The organism is Bordetella pertussis 18323, assembly GCF_000306945.1.
In the GTDB taxonomy this organism is placed as follows: domain Bacteria; phylum Pseudomonadota; class Gammaproteobacteria; order Burkholderiales; family Burkholderiaceae_B; genus Bordetella; species Bordetella pertussis.
Window position 1 is genome coordinate 687,908 of sequence record NC_018518.1, and the last position, 20,477, is coordinate 708,384.

The following is a 20,477-nucleotide window of genomic DNA, read 5'->3' on the forward strand; positions in this document are numbered from 1 at the left end:
AAGACGAGACATCATGAGCCAGGCTCCCAAACGCAAACGTCCCGAAGATCTGCGCAGCCACCGCTGGTACGGGGTCAAAGACCTGCGTGCCTTCGGGCACCGCTCGCGCACGGCGCAGATGGGCTATCACCGCTCCGATTACGCGGGCAAGCCGGTGATTGCCATCATCAACACCTGGAGCGACATCAATCCCTGTCACAGCCATTTCAAGCAGCGTGTCGAAGAGGTCAAGCGCGGCATCTGGCAGGCGGGCGGCTTCCCGGTGGAAATGCCAGCCATGAGCCTGTCCGAGCCGTTCCAGAAACCCACCACCATGCTGTACCGCAATCTGCTGGCGATGGAGACCGAAGAGCTGCTGCGCTCGTATCCGGCCGATGGCTGCGTGCTGATGGGCGGTTGCGACAAGACGACGTCAGCGCTGCTGATGGGGGTGGTGTCGATGGGCCTGCCGACCGTGTTCGTGCCGGCCGGCCCCATGCTGCGCGGCAACTGGAACGGCAATACGCTGGGTTCGGGCTCGGATACCTGGAAGTACTGGGCCGAGCTGCGCGCCGTCAACATCACCGAAGAGGACTGGCAGGGCGTGGAAGACGGTATCGCGCGCTCGCCCGGCCACTGCATGACCATGGGCACGGCCTCCACCATGACGGCCGCGGTCGAGGCGCTGGGCCTGTGCCTGTCGGGTTATTCGTCGATCCCGGCGCCCGACTCCCGCCATGCGCAGATGGCCAGCCTGACGGGCAAGCGCATCGTCGAGATGGTGTGGGAAGACCTGAAGCCTGCCGACATCCTGACGGCGGCGTCGTTCGATAACGCCGTGCGCACCGTGCTGGCCCTGTCGGGCTCGACCAACGCAGTCGTGCACCTGATCGCGCTGGCGCGCCGCGCCGGCTTCGGGCTGGATCTCGAGCGCTTCGATCATCTGGCGCGCAGCACGCCGGTGCTGGCCAACCTGCGGCCGGCCAGTACCTGATGGAAGACTTCTACTACGCCGGCGGCCTGCGCGCACTGCTGGCGCAACTGGGCGACCTGCTCGACACCCGCCAGATGACGGTGGACGGGCGCACGCTGGGCGAGAACATCGCCGGCGCGCGCGTGTTCAACGACGAGGTGATCCGCTCGCGCGAGCGCGCGCTGATCGAACGCGACGGCTTGGCCGTCCTGCGCGGCAACCTGGCGCCCGATGGCGCGGTCATCAAGCCGGCCGCCATGGAGGCGCGCCTGCAGCGCCACACCGGCCGCGCTGTGGTGTTCAAGGATTACAACGACATGGCCGAGCGCATCGACGCGCCCGACCTGGACATCGACGCCGATTCCGTCATCGTGCTGCAGAACGCCGGTCCGCAGGGCGCGCCGGGCATGCCGGAGTGGGGCCAGCTGCCCATTCCGCAGAAGCTGCTCAAGCAGGGCGTGCGCGACATGGTACGCATCTCGGACGCCCGCATGAGCGGCACCAGCTATGGCGCCTGTGTGCTGCATGTGGCGCCGGAGGCCTACGTCGGCGGCCCGCTGGCGCTGGTGCGCAGCGGCGACCGGATCGCGCTGGATGTGCCCGGGCGGCGCATCGACGTGCTGATCTCCGACGAAGAGCTGGTCGCGCGCAAGGCGGCCTGGCAGGCGCCGCCGCCCAAGTTCGAGCGGGGCTTCGGCGTGCTGTACCTCAAGCACATCGGACAGGCCGACAGCGGCTGCGATTTCGACTTCCTGCAGACGCGGCCGCAGCAGGCCGCCGAAGGAGAGCCGGAGATCCACTGAGGGGCGCGCGGGCGCGGCCCGATCACGACGACAAAGGAGACAGGCATGACGAAGATCGGCTTCAGGTTGGCGGGAGCGCGGCGCTGGACCGCGGCCCTGGCGGGACTGTTGTTGGCCGGCGCGGCCCACGCGCAGGCGGATTGGCCCTCGCGGCCGGTGCATCTGGTCGTGCCGTTTCCGCCGGGCGGCAGCACGGACTCGGTGGGGCGCCTGCTGGCGGCCGAGCTGGCCAAGGACCTGGGCCAGTCGGTCATCGTGGAGAACAAGGGCGGCGCCAACGGCAATATCGGCTCGGACATGGTGGCCAAGGCGGCCCCGGACGGCTATACGCTGCTGTTGTCGGGCGTGGGTTCGAACGCCATCAACTACGCGCTCTACCAGAGCATGCCTTATCGCAACAGCGATTTCGCCCATATATCCCTGCTGGCCACCGGTACCAACGTGCTGGTCGCCAACCCCGATTTCCCGGCGCGCAACTTCGCCGATTTCATCAAGCTGGCCAAGGAGAATCCGGGCAAGTACACGCATGCGAGCTCGGGCAACGGTTCGTCGGGGCATCTGGCGATGGAGATGCTCAAGCAGGCCGCGGGCATCTAGCTGTGAACTGTCAATAGGTTGTATTCGTCCAGGTTGAGTCTGGAGATGGGTACAGCGCGCCCGATGCCTTGGTGGGGTCGATGCCAGTTGTAGTGGTGTAGCCAGGATTTCATGGCATCGGCTCGGTGTTGGGAGTTCTGGTAGGTGTGAGCGTAAGCCCACTCACGCAAGGCCGACTGGATGAAGCGTTCGGCCTTGCCATTGGTCTGTGGGCGGTAAGGTCGGGTAAAGCGGTGCTTGATGCCCAGCTCATGGCACAGCGCGGCGAAGGCGCGGCTGCGAAAGGCCGAGCCATTGTCGGTGAGCAAGCGCTGGATGGTCACGCCCAGGCGCTGGTAGTAGGCCACTGCGTCCTTGAGGAACTGGACGGCGCTGGGGAAGCGCTCGTCGGGGTGGATGTCGGTGAAGGCCACGCGGGCGTGGTCATCGATGGCCACGAAGACGAAGTCCCAGCCGGCCCCCTCAACGGTATCGCGTCGGTTGCCCGTGACCCGGTGGCCAGGGCGCTGGATACGTCCCAGCTTCTTGATGTCGATGTGCAGCAGATCGCCGGGGGCCTGATGCTCGTAGCGCACCACCGGCTCGGCCGGCTCCAGGTCGGCCAGGTGCGACAGACCGGCGCGGGCCAGGACGCGGCTGACGGTGCTGGCTGACACGCCCAGCGCCTGGGCGATGCGCGCTTGGGTCAGCCGCTTGCGGCGCAGCTCCACGATAGCCAGCGCCTTGGCCGGCGCAATCGCTCGGGGCGAGACCGTCGGGCGCGAGGACGCATCGGCCAAGCCCGCCTGGCCCTGAGCCAGGAAGCGGCCCAGCCATTTGCGCACAGTCGGCGCGGTGACCCCATAGGCGCGGGCCGCTTCAGGCACACAAACTTGATGGGCGATCAATTGCTGGACCATTTCGAGTCGACGTAGGAAGGTCAATCGGGCATGCTTATGGGTGTTCATCCGGCCGGGCTCCTTGAGTGAACTGGGGGGGTGGCGATTTCCAGTTTCTCAAATCCGGTTCGGATGAACCATGCATACAACCTATTGAATCTTCACACCTAGCGCAAACGCAATGCGGGACTGCGTTCGAGGCAAGTTTTGCACAGAATTATCCACAATTTCTGTGGATAGTTTTGCCGCCCGGGCGGCCTTGCCACCGCCCCCTTGTGGCCGTTACAGTGCGGCCTTGCACCGTCGCCGCGCTATCGCGGCGGCCGGCCCCCGCCCTGGAGTCTCCGTTTTGCTCAACCTGCTACGCGAAGCCGGCTGGCCGATCTGGCCCCTGCTCGCCACTTCCATTCTTGGCCTGGCGCTGATCGTCGAACGCCTGCTGGCGCTGCGCCGCAGCCGGATCCTGCCGCGCGGGCTGAACGAACAGGTCCTGGAGATGCTGCGCAACCAGCAGGACACCCCCGAAGCCCTGGCAAGGCTGGAGCGCAACTCGCCCTTGGGCCGGGTGCTGGCCGAAGTGCTGCGCCAGCGCCACCTGCCGCGCGAGGAACTGCGGACCGCCGTCGAGGACGCCGGCCGTGGCGCGGCCTACGAGCTGGGCCGCTACGTTTCGGCCATCGGCACCATTGCCGTGGTGGCGCCGCTGATGGGCCTGTTCGGCACCGTGGTCGGCATGATCGAGATTTTCGGCTCGTACGCACCGGGTGCCAGCGACCCCGCGCAACTGGCGCGCGGCATCTCGATCGCCCTGTACAACACCGGCTTCGGCATCCTGATCGCCATTCCCGCCATGATCGTGCACCGCTACCTGCGCGCGCGCATCGACGGCTACCTGCATGCCATGGAACAGTCGGCCGGGCGGCTGGCCCGCTACGTGGCGCCGGCCCGCTCGCGCGAGGCGCGGCCATGAACTTCCGCGGCGGCCGCGCCAGCCAGGATGAGCTCGAGATCAACCTGATCCCCCTCATCGATGTCCTGCTGGTGATCCTGATCTTCCTGGCCGCCACCACGTCGTTCGCGCGCTTCACGCAGCTGAAGGTCGTGCTGCCGGAGGCCGCGGCCGAACAGGAAGCCCCGCCGGCGCTGGAAATCGCCATCAGCCAGGACGGCCACTACGCCCTCAACGGCAACCTGCTCGACGCCGCCAACCCCACCGACATCGCCCATGCGCTGAACCTGGCCACCGCCGGCAAGGCCGACCCCATCGTGGTCATCAACGCCGACGCCCAGGCCACGCACCAGGCGGTGGTCAATGTCATGGAAGCGGCCCGCCTGGCCGGCATCGGCCGGGTCAACTTCGCCGCCCAGATCGCCCGGTGAACGCGCCGCGCTGCCTGCGCCGCCTGCTCGAGCGCCAATGGCGCCAGGGCGGCTGGCTGTCCACCCTGCTGCGGCCGCTGGCCGCGCTGACCGGCCTGGTCGTGGCCCGCAAGCGCAACGCCTATCTGACCGGCGCGCGTGCCGCCTGGCGGGCGCCCGTGCCGGTCGTGGTGGTCGGCAACATCTACGTGGGCGGCACCGGCAAGACCCCGGTCGTGATCGAAGTGGTCCGGCAACTGCAGGCGCGCGGCTGGACGCCGGGCGTGGTCAGCCGCGGCTACGGCGTGGACGTGGGCGCCGCCCCGCGCGTCGGCCAGGGGCAACTCGCTGCCGCCGACTACGGCGACGAGCCCGCCTTGATCGCGCGCGCCACCGGGGCGGCCATCGCCGTGCATCCGCATCGCCCCCGGGCCGTGCAGGCGCTGCTGCGCGCGCACCCCGGCGTCGACGTGGTGGTCAGCGACGACGGCCTGCAGCACCTGGCCCTGGCGCGCGACGTGGAAATCGTGGTGCAGGACGAACGGGGCGTGGGCAACGGGCGCCTGTTGCCGGTCGGCCCGCTGCGCGAGCCGGCGCAGCGGCTGGCCGATGTCGATGCCATCGTCACCAATGCGGGCCGCCCGCGCGCCGCGGCGGCGCCGGCGGCCGGGGCGCCGCGCCAGCTGGCCATGTGGCTGGAGCCCACCCACGCACAGCGCGTGACCGACGGCGCCACGCGGACGCTGGCCGACCTGGCCGCATTGCCGCCGGCGCGCCTGGCCGCCGCGGCCGGCATCGGCAATCCGGCGCGTTTTTTCCAGACGCTCGAGCAAGCCGGCATCCGTCCCGCGCACACGCTGGCGCTGCCCGACCACTACGCCTATGCGCAGTCGCCCTTTACCGCGCTGGATGCCGACCTCATCCTGGTTACCGCCAAGGACGCGATCAAATGCGCCGCGCTGGACGACCCGCGCCTGTGGGCGGTGCAGGTCGGCACGCGCCTGTCCGACCCGGATTTCGGCGACTGGCTGTCGGCCACCCTGCGCGCCCGCCAACCCTGACCCGGCCGCGCCGGCGCCGCCCCGCGCAGCCGGCGTTCTGCTTTAGAATCGCGACATGGAATCCCGTTTGCTCGACATCCTCGTCTGCCCGGTGTGCAAGGGCCGCCTCGAATTTCAGCGCGCGCAGGCCGAACTGGTCTGCAACGCCGACCGCCTCGCCTTTCCGGTGCGCGACGGCGTGCCCATCATGCTGGAGGCCGAGGCGCGCTCGCTCGACGCCGAGGCGCCCGCCCAACCCTCCTGAGTCCGGCCAGTGAGCTTTACCGTCCTGATCCCGGCGCGCCTGGCGTCCACCCGCCTGCCCGACAAGCCGCTGGCCGACATCGCCGGCAAGCCCATGGTGGTGCGCGTGGCCGAACGCGCCGCGCTGTCGGGCGCAGAGCGCGTCATGATCGCCACCGACGATGCGCGCGTCCAGCAAGCGGCCGCCGCCCATGGCCATGCCGCCATCCTGACCCGTCCCGACCACCCCACCGGCACCGACCGCCTGTCCGAGGCCGTCGACGCGCTGGGGCTGCCCGATGACGCCATCGTCGTCAACGTACAGGGCGACGAGCCGCTGATCGAACCGGCCCTGATCGACGCGGTCGCCGCCCAGCTGGTGGCCGCCCCGCATGCCGATATCGCCACCTGTGCCTGTCCGCTGGCCGATGCCGAGGCGCTGTTCAACCCCAATGTCGTGAAAGTGGTGTGCACGGCCGACCGGCGCGCCCTGTACTTCTCGCGCGCCCCCATCCCGTGGGCGCGCGACGCCCTGGCCGGCGGCGCACGGGTTCTTGCCCCCGGCCTGCCCGCCTGGCATCACATCGGCATCTATGCCTATCGCGTGGCCTTCCTACGCCGTTTCCCGGCCCTGTCGCAGGGACAGCTGGAACGCTACGAATCGCTGGAACAGCTGCGCGCGATGGAGCACGGCCACGTTATCGTGGTGCACCATACCGACAGCGCGCCCGCCGCCGGCGTGGACACGCCAGCCGACCTGGAACGTGCCCGGGCCGCATACACGAATCGGTTATAAGGGTTATTTCCCATGGCGCGGCCCCACATCCGGTGCTGCATTGCGGCATAATCGCCCCGATCACAAAAAACAAACCCATCAGGAGCCCCCATGCGTCTCATTCTGCTCGGACCGCCCGGAGCCGGCAAAGGCACCCAAGCCGCCTTTCTCACCCAACACTACGGCATCCCGCAGATATCCACCGGTGACATGCTGCGCGCCGCCGTCAAGGCCGGCACGCCGCTGGGCCTGGAAGCCAAGAAGGTCATGGACGCGGGCGGCCTGGTCTCGGACGACCTGATCATCGGCCTGGTGCGCGATCGCCTGACCCAGCCCGATTGCGCCAACGGCTACCTGTTCGACGGTTTCCCGCGCACCATCCCGCAGGCCGACGCGCTCAAGAGCGCCGGCATCGCGCTGGATTACGTGGTCGAGATCGAAGTGCCGGAAAGCGACATCATCGAACGCATGAGCGGACGCCGCGTGCACCCGGCCAGCGGCCGCAGCTACCACGTACGCTTCAATCCGCCCAAGGCCGAAGGCGTGGACGACGTCACGGGCGAACCGCTGGTGCAGCGCGACGACGACCGCGAGGAAACCGTGCGCCATCGTCTCAACGTCTACCAGAACCAGACCCGCCCGCTGGTCGACTACTACTCGTCCTGGGCCCAGTCCGATGCCGCCGCGGCGCCCAAGTACCGCAAGATCTCCGGCGTCGGCTCGGTCGACGAAATCAAGAGCCGCCTGTCGCAGGCTTTGCAGAGCTAAACCGCGCCGCGAGGCCGCCGCGCCGCCCGCGCAGGGGTGCGCGGCCGCGCGCGCCCTGCCCGCCTTCATTGCTAGCCAAGTAGGATCTGACATGGAAATCGCGAACAAGGTATTCATCGTTACCGGTGGCGCATCCGGCCTGGGCGCCGGCACCGTGCGCATGCTGGTGGCCAACGGCGCCAAGGTCGTCATCGCCGACGTGCAGGACGAACCCGGCCAGGCGCTGGCCAAGGAGCTGAACCAGCGCTACGTGCACTGCGACGTGACGCAGGAAGCCGATGGCAAGCAGGCGGTGGCCGCCGCGGTCGAGCTGGGCCCCCTGTTCGGACTGGTCAACTGCGCCGGCGTCGCGCCGGCCGCCAAGATCGTCGGCAAGAACGGCGCCCACCCGCTGGACCTGTTCCAGAAGGTGGTCTCCATCAATCTGATCGGCAGCTTCAACATGATGCGCCTGGCCGCCGAGGCCATGAGCGCCAACACGCCCGAGTCCACCGGCGAGCGCGGCGTGCTGATCAACACCGCCTCGGTCGCGGCCTTCGACGGCCAGATCGGGCAGGCGGCCTACGCGGCCTCCAAGGCCGGCGTGGCCGGCATGACGCTGCCGATCGCGCGCGACCTGTCCAAGACCGGGATCCGCTGCATGACCATCGCCCCGGGCATCTTCGGCACGCCCATGATCTTCGGCATGCCGCAGGAAGTCCAGGACTCGCTGGCCGCCAGCATCCCCTTCCCCGCGCGCCTGGGCCGCCCGGAAGACTACGCCAGGCTGGTGCACAGCATCATCACCAACGATATGCTCAACGGCGAAACGATCCGCCTCGACGGCGCGATCCGGATGCCGCCCAAGTAATCCCTCCCCCCGACGTGCCGGCTCGATGCCGGCACGTTGCTTTGGTACCCTGGCTTTTATGGCATTGCTACGCTCGGCGGCTACCGTCAGCAGTTTCACCCTGCTGTCGCGCATCACCGGCCTGGTGCGCGACATCCTGGTGGCGCGCGCGTTCGGCGCGGGCCCCCTGACCGATGCGTTCTGGGTCGCCTTCCGTATTCCCAACCTGCTGCGCCGCCTGTTTGCCGAAGGCGCGTTCGCGCAGGCCTTCGTGCCCATCCTGGGCGCGGCCCGCACCGAACGCAGCGACGCGGAGGTACGCACGCTGCTCGACCGGGTGGCCGTGCTGCTGACCGCCGCGCTGATGCTGGTCACCCTGGCCGGCGTCGTGGCGGCGCCCTGGGTGGTGACCGCCATGGCCAGCGGACTGCGCAGCGCCGAACGCGGCGCCGAGTTCGGCGCCGCGGTATGGATGACGCGGGTGATGTTCCCGTACATCCTGTGCATGTCCCTCATCGCCTTCGCATCCGGCGTGCTCAACACGTGGCGCCGCTTTGCCGTGCCGGCGTTCACGCCGGTGCTGCTCAACCTTGCCATGATCGCGGCCTGCCTGTGGCTGGCGCCGCGCATGGACGTGCCGATCTACGCCCTGGCCCTGGGCGTGATGGCCGGCGGCGTCGCGCAACTGGCCGTGCAATGGCTGGCGCTGGCCCGCCTGGGCCTGACGCCGCGCTGGTCGCTCGATTTGCGGCAGGCCTGGCGCGACCCGACGGTGCAGCGGATCCTGAAACAGATGGCGCCCGCCACGCTCGGGGTATCGGTGGCGCAGATTTCCCTGCTGATCAACACCAATATCGCCACCTGGCTGCAGCCGGGCAGCGTGACCTGGCTGTCGTTTGCCGACCGGCTGATGGAGTTTCCCACCGCCCTGCTGGGCGTGGCGCTGGGCACGGTGCTGCTGCCCAGCCTGTCGGCGGCGCACGCGCGCGCCGACCAGGACGGCTACAGCGGCCTGCTGGACTGGGGACTGCGCCTGGTACTGATGCTGGGCCTGCCGGCCGCCCTGGGCCTGGCGCTGCTGTCGGACGGGCTGGTGGCGACCCTGTTCCACTACGGCGCGTTCCAGGCGCAGGACGTGCAGCAGACGCGGCTGGCCGTCATCGCCTATTCGGCCGGCCTGATCGGCCTGCTGGCGATCAAGATCCTGGCGCCCGGCTTCTACGCCAAGCAGGACATCCGCACCCCGGTCAAGATCGCCATCATGGTGCTGGTGCTGACCCAGCTGCTCAACGCCATCCTGGTTCCGTGGCTGGCGCATGCCGGACTGGCGCTGGCCATCGGCCTGGGCGCCTGCATCAACGCCCTCGCGCTGCTGACCGGGCTGCGCCGGCGCGGCGTCTACCGGCCCGGCGCCGGCTGGGGGCGTTTCATGCTGCGGCTGGTCCCGGCCCTGGCGGCCCTGGCGGCCGTATTGCTGGCCGCCGACCGCCATATCGACTGGATCGCGCTGCAGCCGTGGCCGGGGCTGCGCGCCCTGTGGCTGGGCGGCGTGCTGCTGGCCTGCATGCTGGCCTACTTCGGGCTGCTGCTGGCCGCCGGCATGCGGCCACGCGATTTCACCCGCCGCGGCGCCCGTTGGCGCATGTAACATTTCCATTGATACACACGTTGAAATAGTGAAAATCACAACAAAGACCGGCCCTTACGGCCGGTCTTTGCATTTATTGGATCGACATTTGTAACCATATAAGGTAAATTTTCGTAAAAAAGCATACTGTTTAATCTGGCATTGATACTGTCCAACTTGCCATCGCCGGACGAGCCGTAAGGCTCAATGCGGATCGAACCTTGAACACTGCCGCCAATACGCCGCCGCTTTCCGACCAGGTCGTCGACTGGTTGCTGCTGCTGCGCTCGGGCCAGGCCACGCGTACCGACTACGCCCGGTTCCTGGCGTGGCGCAACGCCAACCCGATGAACGAGAACGCCTGGCAGCAACTCACGGGTACCCTGGCCGGCGCCAATACCGGCCGGCTGGGCGACGCCTATCCGACCGGCTACGACGGCGCCGACCAGGCACCGCCCGCCGAGCTGCCCGCCGAGACGCTGGCCATGCCGGCGCGGCGCCATTTCCTCAGCAGCGTCGGCGCCCTGGCGCTGGGCGGCGCCGGCCTGGCCGCCGCGGCCTACGTCGGCAACAGCTTCTATCCGCTCAACGCGCTGGCCGCCGACGCGGCCACCAACACCGGCGAGCGGCGCCGCTACATGCTGTCGGACGGCAGCGAACTGCTGCTGGACGCCCGCAGCCGGGTCAACCTGGAATTCACGGCCACCTACCGGCGCCTGCATCTGCTCGAAGGCGCCGTCTCGGTCACGGTGCGCGCCGATCCGTACCGCCCGTTCTCGGTCCAGACCGCCGAAGGCGTGGTGCGCTCGCTGGGCACCCGCTACATGGTGCGGCAGCAGGTCCGCCGCACGCTGGTAGTCGTGCACGAGAACGACGTGGAGATCGAAACCGTGGCCAACGCGCGTGGCATCGTGCGCGCCGGCACCGGCGCCCGCTTCGACGCCACGCGCGTGGACACGCCGCGCGCCGGGCTGGCGGCCCACGCGGCCTGGGAAAACGGCTGGATCGAGGCGCATGGCCGCCCCCTGGCCGACGTCGTGGCGGCCATGCGCCCCTACCGGCGCGGCACGCTGCGAGTCAGCATGGCGGCGGGCGGCCTGCCGGTCTCGGGAACCTTCCCTCTGGACGACAGTGATGCTACGCTTGTGGCCTTGCAAGCCAGCGTGCCCATCCGGGTCACCCGCCTGACGCCCTGGTTCGTGTCGATCGGCGTCGCAACCGCCTGACACCCTGCCCCCGCCGCCCTTTTTGTTGGCGCGGGGCTTGCAATCCCCGTCGGACTTGATACAATGTCTGACTTTGCCGAATTCATACTAGCTAAGCAACATGGCCAATACCGCCCAAGCCCGCAAGCGCGCTCGCCAATCGGTCCAGCGCAACAAGCACAACTCCAGCCTGCGCTCGATGCTGCGCACCGCCATCAAGCGCGTTCGCCAATCCATCGCCACTGGCGATAAGGCTGCTGCTGGCGAAACGCTGCGTAAAGCCACGAGCGTGATTGACAGCGTGGCTGACAAGAACATCATCCACAAGAACAAGGCTGCTCGCCACAAGAGCCGCCTGGCTGCCGCCGTCAAGGCGCTGGCCTAAAGCCAGTATTGCCCTTCGGGGCAGCGAATACGGCAAGCAGAAAGGATGCCCGCGGGCATCCTTTTTGTTTTGGCGCACGCCTGTTTTGGCGCACGCCGGGCGCGGCCGCCGCCCGCCTCAGGCCGGAAATGCCGCGCGCAGGGCGAACGTGGCCTGCTTGAAGACGCCCAGGTCCGAACCGACCGCCACGAAGTGCGCCCCCATGTCCAGGTAGCGCCTCGCATCGGCCTGCACCGGCGCGAGTATCCCTACCGCCTTGCCTTGCGCGGCCACCCTGCCGTGCAGATGGCGGATGGCTTCCTGCACCTCAGGATGCCCGGGGTTGCCAAGATGGCCCAGGGCAGCGGCCAGATCGGACGGGCCGATGAAGACGCCGTCGACCCCGTCGACCGCGGCGATCTCGTCGACCGCCTCGACGCCCGGGCGGCTTTCGATTTGCAGCAGCACGCAGATGTTGTCGTTGATGGTCCGCAGGTAGTCGGTCACCGTCCCGTAGCGGTTGCTGCGCTGCGCCACCGACACGCCGCGCATGCCCTGCGGCGGATAGCGCATGGCCGCCACCGTCCGGCGCGCATCGTCGGCCGAATCGATGAACGGAATCAGCAGGTTGTAGAAGCCGATATCGAGCATGCGCTTGATCTCGACCGGATCGTTCCAGGAAGGCCGCCCCACGGCGGCGCTGGCGCTGCCCTGCAGCGCCTGCAACTGCTGCAGCAACAGCGGCACATCGTTGGGCGAGTGCTCGGCATCGAGCAGCAGCCAGTCGAAATCGGCCATTCCGGCCACTTCGGCGGTAATGTGGCTGGCCAGGCTCAGCCAGTAGCCGATCAGTTGCTCGCGCGCCAGGATGCGCTGGCGAAACCGGTTGGGCAGCGGTGAATTCATCGTCGTCATTCCCCGAGGTGGATGAGGGCCGGCGCCTGGCGCCGGCCGTGGTTGCCGGGTCAATCCATGCGGGCGCCGGAGGCCTGGGCCGCCTTGCCCCATTTGTCGATTTCGGCGGCGACAAAGGCGTCGAACGCCTTGGGGTCATTGCCCACGACCACGAACCCCACCGCCTGCAGCTTGTCGCGCAATTGCGGCGCGGCCAGCGCGCGCACGGTGGCCTGGCTCAGCCGATCGATGACCGGGGCGGGCGTGCCGGCAGGCGCCGACAGGCCGAACCACGATTCGGCGGCGAAACCCGGATAGCCCGACTCGGCAATGGTGGGCGTATCCGGGTAGGCCGGGTTGCGCTTGACGCTGGCCACCGCCAGCGCCCGCACCTTGCCGCCCTGCACCTGCGGCAGCAGGTTGTCCTGGTTCAGGAACAGCACCGACACGCGCCCGCCTATCGTATCGGTAATGGCGGCGGCCCCGCCCTTGTACGGGACGTGCACCAGCTAGATGTGAAGATTCAATAGGTTGTATGCATGGTTCATCCGAACCGGATTTGAGAAACTGGAAATCGCCACCCCCCCAGTTCACTCAAGGAGCCCGGCCGGATGAACACCCATAAGCATGCCCGATTGACCTTCCTACGTCGACTCGAAATGGTCCAGCAATTGATCGCCCATCAAGTTTGTGTGCCTGAAGCGGCCCGCGCCTATGGGGTCACCGCGCCGACTGTGCGCAAATGGCTGGGCCGCTTCCTGGCTCAGGGCCAGGCGGGCTTGGCCGATGCGTCCTCGCGCCCGACGGTCTCGCCCCGAGCGATTGCGCCGGCCAAGGCGCTGGCTATCGTGGAGCTGCGCCGCAAGCGGCTGACCCAAGCGCGCATCGCCCAGGCGCTGGGCGTGTCAGCCAGCACCGTCAGCCGCGTCCTGGCCCGCGCCGGTCTGTCGCACCTGGCCGACCTGGAGCCGGCCGAGCCGGTGGTGCGCTACGAGCATCAGGCCCCCGGCGATCTGCTGCACATCGACATCAAGAAGCTGGGACGTATCCAGCGCCCTGGCCACCGGGTCACGGGCAACCGACGCGATACCGTTGAGGGGGCCGGCTGGGACTTCGTCTTCGTGGCCATCGATGACCACGCCCGCGTGGCCTTCACCGACATCCACCCCGACGAGCGCTTCCCCAGCGCCGTCCAGTTCCTCAAGGACGCAGTGGCCTACTACCAGCGCCTGGGCGTGACCATCCAGCGCTTGCTCACCGACAATGGCTCGGCCTTTCGCAGCCGCGCCTTCGCCGCGCTGTGCCATGAGCTGGGCATCAAGCACCGCTTTACCCGACCTTACCGCCCACAGACCAATGGCAAGGCCGAACGCTTCATCCAGTCGGCCTTGCGTGAGTGGGCTTACGCTCACACCTACCAGAACTCCCAACACCGAGCCGATGCCATGAAATCCTGGCTACACCACTACAACTGGCATCGACCCCACCAAGGCATCGGGCGCGCTGTACCCATCTCCAGACTCAACCTGGACGAATACAACCTATTGACAGTTCACAGCTAGGCTGCTCGCAATGTATGCAGCATGCGTGACACTATTTTCAGTGTAAAAACAAAGACTTGCACGGAATTTGCTGGCGTTGCGGGCAGCCGGGGGGCGGCGCGGCGGTTCGGTTATGATGCGGGCCCGCCGCATAAGGCCTGTGGACATATATCGGCTCGGAAACCCTTATGACAATTGGATTGTCGGTCACAAACGACGTATTCGCGCGGGATATCCTGACAGTTGCCCAGTTGAACCAGGCTGTGGGCCAATTGCTGGAGCGCAGCATCCCGTCGCTGTGGGTGCGCGGCGAGATTTCCAATTTCACCCAGGCGGCCTCGGGCCACTGGTATTTCACGCTCAAGGACAGCCGTGCCGCGGTGCGCACCGTCATGTTCCGCAGCCGCGCCGCCCAGGTGGGGTTCGTGCCGCGCCCGGGCGACCAGGTCGAGGTGCGCGCGCGCGTCTCCCTGTACGAACCCCGCGGCGACTACCAGTTGCAGGCCGACGGCATGCGCCGCGCCGGCGTGGGCAACCTGTACGAGGCTTTCCTGCGCCTGAAGGCGCAACTGCAGGACGAAGGGCTGTTCGATCCGCAGCGCAAGCGCCAGCCGGCGCGGCTGCCGCGCGCCATCGGGGTGGTGACCTCGCTGCACGCGGCCGCCTTGCGCGATGTGCTGTCGGCGCTGGCGCGCCGCGCGCCGCAGGTGCCCGTGATCATCTACCCGGCGCCGGTGCAGGGCGCCGACGCGGCCGCCCGGCTGGCGGCGCGCGTCGCGCAGGCCAACCAGCGCGCCGAGGTCGATACGCTGCTGCTGGTGCGTGGCGGCGGCAGCATCGAGGACTTGTGGAGTTTCAACGACGAAGCGCTGGCGCGCGAGGTGGCCGCCAGCGACATCCCGGTGATCAGCGGGGTGGGGCACGAGACCGACTTCACCATCGTCGACTTCGTGGCCGACCTGCGCGCGCCCACGCCCACCGCCGCCGCCGAGCTGGCCTGCGTGCCGCGCGGCGATTTGCTGGCCGCGCTGCGCCACACCGCCGAGTGGCTGGCGCGGGCCCAGCAGCGCCGGCTCGACCAGGCCGCCCAGCGCCTGGACCGGGCCGCCGCCATGCTGACTTCGCCGGCGCAACGACTGGCGCACCAGCAAGAACGCCTGAACACGCTGCGCCATCGCCTGGCCTCCGCATGGCGCGGGCCGCAGGGGCGCCGGGTGGCGCGGCTGGACATGCTGGCCCAGCGGCTGGCGCATCGGCGGCCCGATACCGGGCGCGCAGCCGAACGCAGCGCCGCGCTGCTGGCGCAACTGGGGCGTGCGCAGGCGCGCCTGGCGGCCGCCCGCCAGGCCAGGCTGGACACGCTGGCCGCGCAACTGCGCGCGCTCGATCCGCAGCATACGCTGGCGCGTGGCTATGCCATCGTGCGCGACGCCGCCGGGGCCATCGTTACCGACGCCACGCGCCTGGCCGCGCGCGACCGGATCGAGATCGCCGTGGCGCGCGGCCGGATCGGCGCCGACGTCACGGACATCGGGACACCCGATGGCACCGACGGTAACCCTGCGTTGCGGCGGGGTTAAGGCGATAGCCCGCACAAGAGCCGATACAATGAGAAGGCTTGATCGTGCATTCAACAAAGAAGGAATCGACTCATGGCACACACTCTTCCCCCCCTGCCTTACGCTCTGGATGCGCTGGCTCCGCGCATTTCCAAGGAAACGCTCGAGTTTCACTACGGCAAGCACCACCAGACGTACGTCACCAACCTGAACAACCTGATCCCCGGCACGGAGTTCGAGAACCTGTCGCTGGAAGAGATCGTCAAGAAGTCCTCGGGTGGCGTTTTCAACAATGCCGCCCAAGTCTGGAACCACACGTTCTACTGGAACAGCCTGTCGCCCAACGGCGGCGGCGAGCCCTCCGGCGCGCTGGCCGATGCCATCAAGGCCAAGTGGGGCAGCGTGGACGCCTTCAAGGAAGCCTTCAACAAGTCGGCCGCCGGCAACTTCGGCTCGGGCTGGACCTGGCTGGTCAAGAAGGCCGACGGTACGCTGGACATCGTCAACACCAGCAACGCCGCCACGCCGCTGACGACCGCCGACAAGGCGCTGCTGACCTGTGACGTGTGGGAGCACGCGTACTACATCGATTACCGCAATGCCCGTCCCAAGTACCTGGAAAATTTCTGGGCGCTGGTGAACTGGGAATTCGCCGCGAAGAATTTCGCCTAATCGCCGCACGTGCGATCGAGACGGCCCGGCCCTGCCGGGCCGTTTGCATTGCAGCCACGCCGCGTGCGCGATGGTAAGGTACGGCCTGCGACCCTCCTTCCTTGCCCTGCGCGCCCATGCCGAATCCGGAACTGGCCGTTCGTCCGCACCGCTATCTCGTTCATCTGCGCCGGCTGGCGCGCCGCAAGCTGTGCCAGATGCGGCGCGTCTCGCATCGGACGCTGAGCGTGTCCCTGCTGCTGGGCGGCGCGGCGCTGGTTGCGCTGGTGTCGTTGGGCTTTACGCAATTGGCCGACCTGGCGCTGCACTGGAACCGGCAATGGACCGCCGCCCACGGCTGGCTGGCCCTGATCGTGACGCCGTGCGCGCTGGCCGTCCTGTGCTGGCTGACGCTGCGCCTGGCGCCCTATGCATCGGGCAGCGGCATTCCGCAGGTGATCGCCGGCCTGTCCTTGCCGCCTGGCGGGGCGCAGCAGCGCCTGGTCTCGCTGGTCCAGGCCCTGTGGAAGATTCCGCTTACCTTCCTGGCCATGCTGGCTGGCGCATCGGTCGGCCGCGAGGGCCCCTCGGTGCAGGTGGGCGCCGCGCTGATGCTGGCGTGGGGCCAGCTCTGGCGCCGCCTCGGCGTGCCGCTGCGCGGCTTTCACAGCCAGGAGCTGATAGCCGCGGGCGCGGCCGGCGGGCTGGCGGCAGCCTTCAATGCGCCGCTGGCCGGCGTGATCTTCGCCATCGAGGAGCTGGGCCGCGGCACGGTGCTGCGCTGGCAGCGCCTGGTGCTGATCGGCGTGCTGGCCGCCGGTTTCCTGGTGGTGGCCATCGCCGGCAACAACCCGTACCTCGGTACCTTCGCGGGCCAGGCGCTGGCGCACAACATGCTGTGGTGGACGCTGGTGTGCTGCGTGGTCAACGGCATCCTGGGCGGCGTGTTCGCCCGGCTGCTGGGCAAGGGCGCGGCCGGCGCGGCGCCGCAACGCTGGCGCGAACGCGTGCGCCGCCATCCGGTGGCGACGGCGTTCGGGCTGGGGCTGGCGCTGGCCTGCCTGGGCCTGTTGACCGGCGGCGCGGTCTACGGCACCGGCTACGACAAGGCGGCGGCCCTGCTGTCCGGCCACGACGGCGTGCCGGACGGCTTCGGGCTGGCCAAGCTGGCCGCCACCGTGGCCTCGTACTGGGCCGGCATTCCGGGCGGCATTTTCACGCCGGCGCTGACCACCGGCGCCGGCATCGGCGAGCAGATCAGTCATTGGGCCGGCCCGGGCGTGGATACGCGCGTGCTGGTGCTGGTTTCCATGGCGGCCTTCCTGGCCGCCGCGACCCAGGCGCCGCTGACCGCCAGCGTGGTCGTCATGGAAATGACGGGCAGCCAGCCCATGCTGTTCTGGCTGCTGGTCGGCGCGCTGGGGGCCTCGGTCGTGTCGCGCCAGTTCTGCCCGCGGCCGTTCTATCACTTGGCGGCTGGCCGGTTTCGTCGCACGGCCGTGGTGGAAGCAGGGCGCAAGGCGTCCACGGAATAGACGGACCACGTTTGGCGTCCGTCTGTTGGACATCTGCGCCGGGGTGCGGCCTGCTTATGACGCACTGCGGTAACATCAGCCGATCCGCAGTTTCCTTCACCCTTTCGAGCTTCCCATGACTGTGCAAGCCTTTATCTGTGATGCGATTCGCACCCCTTTCGGCCGCTACGGCGGTGCGCTGTCTTCCGTGCGGGCCGACGATCTGGCCGCCGTGCCGATCAAGGCCCTGATGGCGCGCAACCCCGGCGTACGTTGGGAAGAACTGGACGATGTGCTGTACGGCTGCGCCAACCAGGCGGGCGAGGACAACCGCAACGTCGCCCGCATGGCGGCCTTGCTGGCCGGACTGCCGATCGAGGTGCCGGGCGCGACCATCAACCGCCTGTGCGGTTCGGGGCTGGACGCCGTCGGCTCGGCCGCGCGCGCGATCGCCGCCGGCCAGACCAGCCTGATGCTGGCGGGCGGGGTCGAGAGCATGAGCCGCGCCCCGTTCGTGATGGGCAAGGCCGACAGCGCCTTTTCGCGCAACGCCGCCATCTACGACACCACCATCGGCTGGCGCTTCGTCAACAAACTGATGAAGGCCCAGTACGGCGTGGATTCCATGCCGGAGACGGCCGAGAACGTGGCCGATGATTTCAAGATCAGCCGCGCCGACCAGGACAAATTCGCGCTGGCCAGCCAGCAGAAGGCGCTGCGCGCGCAGCAGTCGGGCTTTTTCGACGCCGAGATCACGCCGGTGCCCATCGCTCAGAAGAAGGGCGATCCCGTGGTGGTGTCCAAGGACGAGCACCCGCGCGATACCAGTCTGGAAGCGCTGGCCAAGCTCAAGGGCGTGGTGCGCGAGGGCGGTTCGGTGACCGCCGGCAACGCTTCGGGCGTCAACGATGGCGCGGCCGCGCTGTTGCTGGCCGACGAGAAGGCGGCCGCCAGCCATGGGCTGACGCCGCGCGCTCGCGTGGTCGGCATGGCCACTGCCGGCGTGGCGCCGCGCATCATGGGCATGGGCCCGGCGCCCGCCACGCGCAAGGTGCTGGCGCAGACCGGCCTGTCGCTGGCGCAGATGGACGTCATCGAGCTGAACGAAGCCTTCGCGGCGCAGGGCCTGGCCGTGATGCGCGACCTCGGCATCGCCGATGACGACGCCCGGGTCAACATCAACGGCGGCGCCATCGCGCTGGGCCATCCGCTGGGCGCCTCCGGCGCGCGCCTGGTGACGACCGCCATCAACCAGCTGCAGCGCGGCGGCGGCCGCTACGCGCTGTGCACGATGTGCATCGGCGTGGGGCAGGGCATCGCGCTGATCATCGAGCGCGTCTGAGCCTGGCGAGTCCCCGGCATGGCAAAAAGGAGCCTTAGGGCTCCTTTTTTGCGTTCTGGCGCCTGCCGCGGGGGCGGGCGCGGTCCGACGGCGCCGGGTTCAGGGCAGGCCGTTGATCCGGGCGCCGGCCTTGATGCCGTGCCGCGCGAACCAGCCCTGGGCCATTTCCAGCGCATAGCGCACCGACTTGCGCGAGCAATGCGTATCGTCGGTGCGCGGCGCCATGTCTTCGATGTTGACGATGGTGCCGTCGTCGGCAATGAAGGCGATCGACAGCGGCAGCGGGGTGTTGCGCATCCAGAAGCACTGCTGGTCGGGAGCCTCGAAGACGAACAGCATGCCGTCGTTGCCGGGCAGTTCGGTGCGGTACATCAGGCCCTGGCGGCGGGTGTCGTCGTTGTCCGCCACCTCCGCGTGGATGATATGGATGCCGGCCGACAGCGGCGTGGTGGGCAGGCGGGGCTGCGGCTTGCCGCTGCTGCTATGCTGCGCCGCGGCGCCGAAGGAAAGGACGGAGAGCGCCAGCACGGCGGCGCAGAAGCGGGTGCGGGCAATGCGGCGCAGGACAGGCAGGACGGCGGCAATCGACATGGGGGCTGGAGTTGGCGGACAATGCAAAATAAAAGGCGGGGCATGCAGCCCCGCCTCAAATAATAACGACGCCCGGCGCCAAATGGTATCGGCGCAGTGGCGACGCGATAAGCAATGGTGCTCAGGCAGACGTAATATTGAGTGCCTGTTTGCCCTTGGGACCCTGAATGATCTCGAACGAGACCTTCTGGCCTTCTTTTAGGGTTTTGAAACCGTTCATCTGGATGGACGAGAAATGCGCGAACAGATCTTCACCGCCGTCATCGGGCGTGATGAATCCGAACCCCTTCGCATCGTTGAACCATTTAACGGTACCCGTGGCTTTAGGATTGTCCCCTTGGACAGCGGTTGCGGTCGTATCAGACATGCGGACTGCCTCATTGAATCGTATGTTGTCAGAAGGGTGCGGCAGCGTCTGCTTTTTACCCCTCCCGGGTGTCCGGATGAGGCTCGTAACAGCCGAGAGCCCCCCGAATGCGTGGATAATGCGCTGGTTTTCTTTCTGACGTCAAGTATGGAAACTACGCATTTCTGGTTGTAAATCTACGTAAGTAACACATTGCTTTCAGTACGTTTAAATAGAATAGCCGCCCTATGAGTTCTACCTTGGATACGCAGCACGACGTGGTCGTCGAGAAGCAGCCGGCGCGCACGGCGCCGCCGCCGATGTACCAGGTCGTGCTGCTTAATGACGATTACACGCCCATGGAGTTCGTGGTCAAGGTGCTGCAGAAATTCTTCGGCAAGAACAGCGAAGACGCCACGCGCATCATGCTGCAGGTGCACCACGAAGGCCGCGCCGTCTGTGGCGTATATCCACGCGATCTGGCGGCCACGCGCATCGCGCAGGTCTCGCAGTATGCGCGGGCGCGCCAGCATCCGCTGCAGTGCATTATGGAACCGACCTGATCCGCATCGGGCGCGGTCGCCGCGTCGTTTTGCCTG

Annotated in this window: 20 protein-coding genes and 3 pseudogenes; 18 read left to right on the top strand and 5 right to left on the bottom strand. The window is 68.1% G+C overall.

Annotation, left to right across the window (positions count from 1 at the left end):
- The first annotated feature begins 13 nt into the window (after nt 1-13).
- Nucleotides 14-1,755: pseudogene (araD, locus tag BN118_RS03315) on the top strand (L-arabinonate dehydratase).
- 45 nt (nt 1,756-1,800) lie between these two features.
- A pseudogene (locus BN118_RS03320) lies at nt 1,801-2,349 on the top strand (Bug family tripartite tricarboxylate transporter substrate binding protein); the annotation flags it as partial.
- On the opposite strand, the gene BN118_RS03325 reads toward BN118_RS03320, so the two are convergent.
- Nucleotides 2,349-3,299: an IS481-like element IS481 family transposase gene (locus BN118_RS03325; protein WP_005012067.1), complete on the bottom strand. Its 951-nt coding sequence runs from the start codon at nt 3,297-3,299 to the stop codon at nt 2,349-2,351. The pseudogene BN118_RS03320 and the gene BN118_RS03325 overlap by 1 nt on opposite strands.
- Before the next feature lie 280 nt (nt 3,300-3,579).
- Between BN118_RS03325 and BN118_RS03330 the strand changes: the two genes are divergently transcribed.
- The 10 genes from BN118_RS03330 to rpsT all read left to right on the top strand — a co-directional run bounded on the left by BN118_RS03330 (nt 3,580) and on the right by rpsT (nt 11,461).
- On the top strand, nt 3,580-4,200 hold the full coding sequence (locus BN118_RS03330; RefSeq protein WP_003812889.1) for a MotA/TolQ/ExbB proton channel family protein: 621 nt from the start codon (nt 3,580-3,582) through the stop codon (nt 4,198-4,200).
- A complete protein-coding gene (locus BN118_RS03335) occupies nt 4,197-4,610 on the top strand; it encodes an ExbD/TolR family protein (protein WP_010931122.1) in 414 nt (137 codons plus the stop codon). Before BN118_RS03330 ends, BN118_RS03335 begins: the two co-directional genes overlap by 4 nt.
- On the top strand, nt 4,607-5,650 hold the full coding sequence (lpxK, locus tag BN118_RS03340; protein ID WP_010931123.1) for a tetraacyldisaccharide 4'-kinase: 1,044 nt from the start codon (nt 4,607-4,609) through the stop codon (nt 5,648-5,650). Before BN118_RS03335 ends, lpxK begins: the two co-directional genes overlap by 4 nt.
- 55 nt (nt 5,651-5,705) lie before the next feature.
- Nucleotides 5,706-5,894 (top strand): Trm112 family protein, encoded by a 189-nt coding sequence (locus tag BN118_RS03345; RefSeq protein WP_003812895.1) that lies wholly within the window; start codon nt 5,706-5,708, stop codon nt 5,892-5,894.
- Nucleotides 5,895-5,903: 9 nt separating this feature from the next.
- Nucleotides 5,904-6,668, top strand: coding sequence for a 3-deoxy-manno-octulosonate cytidylyltransferase (gene kdsB / locus BN118_RS03350; RefSeq protein ID WP_010931124.1), 765 nt, complete (start codon nt 5,904-5,906; stop codon nt 6,666-6,668).
- 90 nt (nt 6,669-6,758) lie between these two features.
- A complete protein-coding gene (adk, locus tag BN118_RS03355) occupies nt 6,759-7,415 on the top strand; it encodes an adenylate kinase (RefSeq protein WP_003812899.1) in 657 nt (218 codons plus the stop codon).
- A 91-nt stretch (nt 7,416-7,506) separates the two neighbouring features.
- The gene (locus BN118_RS03360; protein WP_010931126.1) at nt 7,507-8,265 is read left to right on the top strand and encodes a 3-hydroxyacyl-CoA dehydrogenase; all 759 of its coding nucleotides are present in this window, start codon (nt 7,507-7,509) and stop codon (nt 8,263-8,265) included.
- A gap of 25 nt (nt 8,266-8,290) precedes the next feature.
- Nucleotides 8,291-9,892, top strand: a complete 1,602-nt coding sequence (gene murJ, locus BN118_RS03365) for a murein biosynthesis integral membrane protein MurJ (protein WP_010931127.1) — start codon at nt 8,291-8,293, stop codon at nt 9,890-9,892.
- Between the two features lie 200 nt (nt 9,893-10,092).
- Nucleotides 10,093-11,097, top strand: coding sequence for a FecR domain-containing protein (locus BN118_RS03370; protein ID WP_003812906.1), 1,005 nt, complete (start codon nt 10,093-10,095; stop codon nt 11,095-11,097).
- 100 nt (nt 11,098-11,197) lie between these two features.
- On the top strand, nt 11,198-11,461 hold the full coding sequence (gene rpsT, locus BN118_RS03375; protein ID WP_003812908.1) for a 30S ribosomal protein S20: 264 nt from the start codon (nt 11,198-11,200) through the stop codon (nt 11,459-11,461).
- Nucleotides 11,462-11,578: 117 nt separating this feature from the next.
- Here rpsT and garL read toward each other — a convergent pair whose 3' ends face one another.
- Together garL and BN118_RS03385 are read right to left on the bottom strand one after the other, a co-directional pair.
- Complete coding sequence (gene garL / locus BN118_RS03380; protein ID WP_014905516.1) at nt 11,579-12,355, bottom strand: 2-dehydro-3-deoxyglucarate aldolase; 777 nt, start codon at nt 12,353-12,355, stop codon at nt 11,579-11,581.
- Between the two features lie 50 nt (nt 12,356-12,405).
- Nucleotides 12,406-12,843 (bottom strand): annotated as a pseudogene (locus BN118_RS03385) (tripartite tricarboxylate transporter substrate-binding protein); the annotation flags it as partial.
- Nucleotides 12,844-12,945: 102 nt separating this feature from the next.
- Between BN118_RS03385 and BN118_RS03390 the strand changes: the two are divergent.
- The 5 genes from BN118_RS03390 to pcaF all read left to right on the top strand — a co-directional run bounded on the left by BN118_RS03390 (nt 12,946) and on the right by pcaF (nt 18,941).
- A complete protein-coding gene (locus BN118_RS03390) occupies nt 12,946-13,896 on the top strand; it encodes an IS481-like element IS481 family transposase (RefSeq protein WP_005012067.1) in 951 nt (316 codons plus the stop codon).
- 167 nt (nt 13,897-14,063) lie between these two features.
- Nucleotides 14,064-15,455, top strand: a complete 1,392-nt coding sequence (gene xseA, locus BN118_RS03395; protein WP_014905517.1) for an exodeoxyribonuclease VII large subunit — start codon at nt 14,064-14,066, stop codon at nt 15,453-15,455.
- Nucleotides 15,456-15,527: 72 nt separating this feature from the next.
- Nucleotides 15,528-16,106 (top strand): superoxide dismutase [Fe], encoded by a 579-nt coding sequence (gene sodB, locus BN118_RS03400; protein ID WP_010931119.1) that lies wholly within the window; start codon nt 15,528-15,530, stop codon nt 16,104-16,106.
- 116 nt (nt 16,107-16,222) lie between these two features.
- A complete protein-coding gene (locus BN118_RS03405) occupies nt 16,223-17,620 on the top strand; it encodes a chloride channel protein (protein WP_041166132.1) in 1,398 nt (465 codons plus the stop codon).
- Nucleotides 17,621-17,735: 115 nt separating this feature from the next.
- A complete protein-coding gene (gene pcaF / locus BN118_RS03410; protein WP_014905519.1) occupies nt 17,736-18,941 on the top strand; it encodes a 3-oxoadipyl-CoA thiolase in 1,206 nt (401 codons plus the stop codon).
- A 99-nt stretch (nt 18,942-19,040) separates the two neighbouring features.
- Here pcaF and BN118_RS03415 read toward each other — a convergent pair whose 3' ends face one another.
- Both BN118_RS03415 and BN118_RS03420 read right to left on the bottom strand, forming a co-directional pair.
- Nucleotides 19,041-19,559: a DUF192 domain-containing protein gene (locus BN118_RS03415; protein ID WP_003820399.1), complete on the bottom strand. Its 519-nt coding sequence runs from the start codon at nt 19,557-19,559 to the stop codon at nt 19,041-19,043.
- Nucleotides 19,560-19,653: 94 nt separating this feature from the next.
- Nucleotides 19,654-19,899 (bottom strand): cold-shock protein, encoded by a 246-nt coding sequence (locus BN118_RS03420; RefSeq protein ID WP_003812875.1) that lies wholly within the window; start codon nt 19,897-19,899, stop codon nt 19,654-19,656.
- Between the two features lie 227 nt (nt 19,900-20,126).
- Between BN118_RS03420 and clpS the strand changes: the two genes are divergently transcribed.
- Nucleotides 20,127-20,441 (top strand): ATP-dependent Clp protease adapter ClpS, encoded by a 315-nt coding sequence (gene clpS, locus BN118_RS03425; protein WP_003820400.1) that lies wholly within the window; start codon nt 20,127-20,129, stop codon nt 20,439-20,441.
- The last annotated feature ends 36 nt before the right edge of the window (nt 20,442-20,477 follow it).